Source organism: Pseudomonas sp. Sample_16, assembly GCF_004307665.1.
Lineage (GTDB): Bacteria > Pseudomonadota > Gammaproteobacteria > Pseudomonadales > Pseudomonadaceae > Aquipseudomonas.
Map to the genome: position 1 here is coordinate 1 of NZ_RCOB01000224.1, position 4,225 is coordinate 4,225.

A 4,225-nucleotide genomic window follows, 5' to 3' on the forward strand; every position below is an offset into this window, starting at 1 on the left:
CTTCGCCGGTGACCAGCGACACCGGGCAGCCATGGGTGGCGGTGCGGTCGGCGGCATCGGCGCTGTCGCCGTTGGGGTTTTTCGCCTGTTGCGAGGCGTCGTCGTGGTGCTCGTGTTTTTTCAGCGAGGTGTTGTTGCGAGCATTCCAGCGCAGTTGCATCCGGCCTTTTTTCAGGCCCGCCGCAACGCCCCGTGCGGCCACATTTTTGTAGCGGTCAACGTAACCGCTGAAGGTGTTGACGATGGCGAACAACGCATTGACGAGACGCGTCAGCGCACTGATCATCTGCGCGCCCCGCCCCGCCAAACGCGTTGCCAGATAGGCCACACCGCCCCCGGCCGTGGCGAAGGTCAGGACGATGGCGATCAGGATGTCGATCAGCAACTCCACCACGACCTTCGACAGCGCTTCGGCGGTGCTGCCAGCGATCACGCTGGGCGGCAGCATTTCCAGCCAGAGACTGGCCGTGCGCAACAGCAGACACAGGGCCGCTTCGTCACTGGCCAGCAGCTGGATTCTTGCCATGGCTTGCGGCGTTTTCTGCGCCATTTCCTTCAACGCAATTGCACTGCTGCCCAGTCGCGCAACAAACGCCTCGGGATCCTTGAGGATGTCCGAAAGCAGATTGATCCCGTCCCACACGCCCTCGATCGCCGCCCAACTCCCGGCCAGCAAGCCGTTGCCCACGGCGGTTGAAGAGGACTGCGACCATTGCGGCTTGAACCCCTCCCACTCATTGCGCAGCCACTTGTCCAGGTCCAGGGACAGGCCGTCGTAGGAGGAGAACAGCGCTTCAACCTGCGCCTCTGTGACCTCGCCTTGCACGCGCACGCGATAGAATTTGTCCGGCTCTCCCTCGAACTCACCTTTACCGTCTGCGTCGAGGGTCACCGGCTTCGTCTCGCCACCCTCCACCGCAATCACATCAACCTTGATGTTCCCCAGCGAAACGTCGTACACCGACTCGAACTTGCTCTCGATGTGCAGGATTCCACCCTTCGGACACTGCGCCACGGTCGAGATGAAGTCGTCGTCTGCACTACTGACCACGGTGCTGGTATTACCCAGCTTGATCACCCGCTCCATGCCCATCAGCGAAGGCATGTCCGTAGCGCGGCTGACCTGATCGGCGGCCTGGCTGAACCATCGCTTGAGCTGTTGGCGGTACAGCGTGAGGGTGTCCGGGAAACTGTCGAGCTCTCGCTCAATACGGGTGACGTGATCCATCAGCCCACCGGAACATCTGGGGCCACGTAAAAAACCGGGTCGAACATAAGCAATCCTTCGCGCAGGAAATTTGGCGCAATGGACTTTGCGGGGGTTCAGCGGGGAAAGAAGTCAGGCAAGGATGAGGTTGCTGTAGGGCGTTTCGCTAAAAGCAAAAACGCGGCGCAGGGGTCGATCCCAGCGCCGCGCTCAGCAAACAGGTCAGTCTTTAATGCGTGCTATCAGGGGAATCCAGCGCCTGCAGTTTGATCTGCGCCAGCGGATGTCCGGCCTTCGCGGCGATGGTCCAGAACCGCGCCGCTTCAGCCGGATCCGGCGCCTTGCTCGGGCTTCCGGAAAGGTAGATCACGCCGACCTGATAGGCTGCTTTGCCATCCCCGCCCAATGCCGCCAGACGCAGAAGGCGTATGCCTTCCTCGCGAGCCCCCAGTCCGACGCCGCGGAAGGTCAGGATGTGACCATAGAAGCTCTGGGCACCGACATCGCCCAGGTTCGCCATGCGGGCAAACTGGCCCTCAAGCCATTTCCAGCCGCGCGGTTGACGCACAAACCATGACCAGTGAAACAGCCTGCGCGCGAGCCAGTACCCAGCCCGCGCCTTGAGTCGAAAAAACATTCAGGCTTCCGCCGATTCCGGGTATTCGTATTCGAAAACACGCACCACTTCCGAGGCATGCCACGACGCTGCTGCGACGCCATCGGAGGGCCCGGAAAAGCGCCCCAGTCGCTCGACGCATTCAAAAAAACCGGTACGTGGCAGGCGGCTGGCACCCTGGCTGATCACCAGCGAACTGCGCAGTGGCTGCTCGGCTTTGGCGTCCAGTGCGGCCAGATGTTCCAGTGCCGCGGTCAAGGTTTGCATGGCCGGTGTCGGCAACTGCAAACGCTCCAGCAATGCTCGATAAGTCAGTAGATGACGCTGCCGGCGCGCCTGATCCAGCTCACCCAGCAATCCATCCCAGTGTTGACGACTGATGCGTACGCTCACGATTCATCCCTCCACCCCGGCACCGTCAACTCCCAGGCCAGGCTGCGACGTATCGCGGCGTCGGGCAGACGCTCGCCACTTTCGATCATGGCCAGATAGGATGGGCTGATGCCTACCGTGCGGGCCAACGCTTCAATGGCGATGCCCTTTCCTTCGCGCAAACTGCGTAGTTGATCAAGACCTGGAAGGGTCGGGTCTTGGCTTGTCGCGGCCAGCGGCGCCGGGGCCGGGCTCGACGGTGCTTCTTTGATGCCTGCTGCTTTCAGTAGAGCCTGATATTGAGCCCATGGCAAAACCGCATATTCGGGCTCGCCTTCGCGTGTAATTATCTGAATATCCATGACTACCCCGTAGGACAACAACACTTAGCGAGTCGGCACTTTTCCCTAGAAGTGTAATCCTAACAGCGGCTAAGGTCGCGGGGGGTATCTATCTGAGGATAAGTCGGGGTCGACCTATCTTTTTTTCGGTCCCTGAAGGTGAAGTTGTTCCGGCGTATCGGGCAAGCGCTCAACCACGGCAAGCTTCTCCGGCAATTGCCGTTTGCGCCAGGCGCGAAACGCGTTGAGCTCATCGTCGAGGACTTTCATGAGCCAGGCGAGTACGGCGATGTCATCGATCATGCCAAACAGAGGCAGGAAATCCGGGATCGCATCCACCGGGCTGAGGAAGTACATCAAACCTGCCACCACGGAGATCAACGCCTTGGGGCTGATGGACCGGTACTCGCCGCGCCAGTACGCCAGGCAAAGCGCCTGCAACAGACGCAAATCATCTTTAAGTTTGCCCAACCGGTTACCTTGGCTGGCACTTTTGCTGGCCACGGCGAACAACAAGGTCGGCAATCGCCCACGTGCGATCAGGCGCCCGGCCAGTGGCAAGAAACGAGCGAAACTCCAGGGTGCTTTCATCATTCCTCCCACTAGAATGTTATCCACACAAATTGTGGATAACCTTGTGAACAGACCTGCTTTTCACGGCTGAAAGCCCCGCAACACAAGGGCCGAACTTAGATCGGGCGTTTTTTACACATCAAAAAAAACCCAAGATTTCATTGACTTGACAGCCCTGCGCGGTTAGCAGCGGTCCTACATTGGCTATGACTCCAGCCTACAGCATCTGTTCGCTTTGTTTATCCGCGCCAAATGCCGGATGCAACAACGCCCCGCATAAGCGAGGCGTTGTTTGTGACCCAGGCGCCGATTTACTTGGCAGCGTCTTCTTTTGCCGCATCTTTGATGCCCAGCAGTTCCAGGTCGAATACCAGCACCGAGTTGGCTGGAATGGCCGGGCTTGGGCTTTGAGCGCCGTAAGCCAGTTCGCTAGGAATGTACAACTTGTACTTCTCGCCAACGTGCATCAGTTGCAGGCCTTCGACCCAACCCGGGATCACACCGCTGACCGGCAGATCAATCGGGCTGCCACGCTCGACGGAGCTGTCGAACACGGTGCCATTGGTCAGCTTGCCGGTGTAGTGAACGGTCACTACATCAGTCGGCTTGGGCTGAGCGCCATCGGCTTTCTTTTCCACTTCGTACTGCAAGCCCGAAGCGGTGGTCACTACGCCAGCTTTCTTGGCGTTCTCTTCGAGGAATTTCTTGCCGGCGGCTGCCGACTCTTCGCTCATTTTGGCCATGCGCTCTTCGGCACGCTTTTGCAGTGCGGCGAACGCTTCAACCAACTCTTCGTCTTTGAGTTTCTGTTCTTTTTTGCCGACGGCATCTTCGATGCCCTGGGCTACGGCTTTGGAGTCCAGGTCATCCATGCCTTCCTGAGCCAGGCTTTTGCCCATGTTCAGGCCAATGCCGTAGGAAGCTTTTTGCGCCGGGGTTTTCAGCTCTACGCTGGTCTGCGAGTCGCAACCCGCGAGTACCAGGCCAACCAGGGCAACCGCCGCTGCCAACCGATGCTGTTTCATGCTATTTCCTTGTTCATGCGCCGAAAGGGCAATCGAGTAAAGCCGCGAGCTTATCAGGCCGCCACGACCAATGGCTACCGGCATGAGAGCA

Annotated in this window: 5 protein-coding genes and 1 pseudogene; all 6 read right to left on the bottom strand. The window is 59.2% G+C overall.

All coding sequences use genetic code 11. The features are described 5' to 3' along the window. A pseudogene (locus D8U69_RS29335) lies at nt 1–1,228 on the bottom strand (type IV secretion protein Rhs); the annotation flags it as partial. A gap of 208 nt (nt 1,229–1,436) precedes the next feature. Further along, nucleotides 1,437–1,844, bottom strand: a complete 408-nt coding sequence (locus tag D8U69_RS29340; protein WP_056852910.1) for a sel1 repeat family protein — start codon at nt 1,842–1,844, stop codon at nt 1,437–1,439. After that, nucleotides 1,845–2,216 carry a hypothetical protein gene (locus D8U69_RS29345; RefSeq protein WP_003223109.1) on the bottom strand — a complete coding sequence of 124 codons (372 nt, stop codon included), beginning with the start codon at nt 2,214–2,216 and terminating at the stop codon, nt 1,845–1,847. Further along, complete coding sequence (locus D8U69_RS29350) at nt 2,213–2,557, bottom strand: helix-turn-helix transcriptional regulator (protein WP_056852911.1); 345 nt, start codon at nt 2,555–2,557, stop codon at nt 2,213–2,215. Before D8U69_RS29350 ends, D8U69_RS29345 begins: the two co-directional genes overlap by 4 nt. Before the next feature lie 114 nt (nt 2,558–2,671). Next, nucleotides 2,672–3,127 carry a DUF1232 domain-containing protein gene (locus tag D8U69_RS29355; RefSeq protein WP_056852912.1) on the bottom strand — a complete coding sequence of 152 codons (456 nt, stop codon included), beginning with the start codon at nt 3,125–3,127 and terminating at the stop codon, nt 2,672–2,674. A gap of 293 nt (nt 3,128–3,420) precedes the next feature. Beyond that, on the bottom strand, nt 3,421–4,134 hold the full coding sequence (locus tag D8U69_RS29360) for an FKBP-type peptidyl-prolyl cis-trans isomerase (protein WP_130908660.1): 714 nt from the start codon (nt 4,132–4,134) through the stop codon (nt 3,421–3,423). Nucleotides 4,135–4,225: the final 91 nt, after the last annotated feature.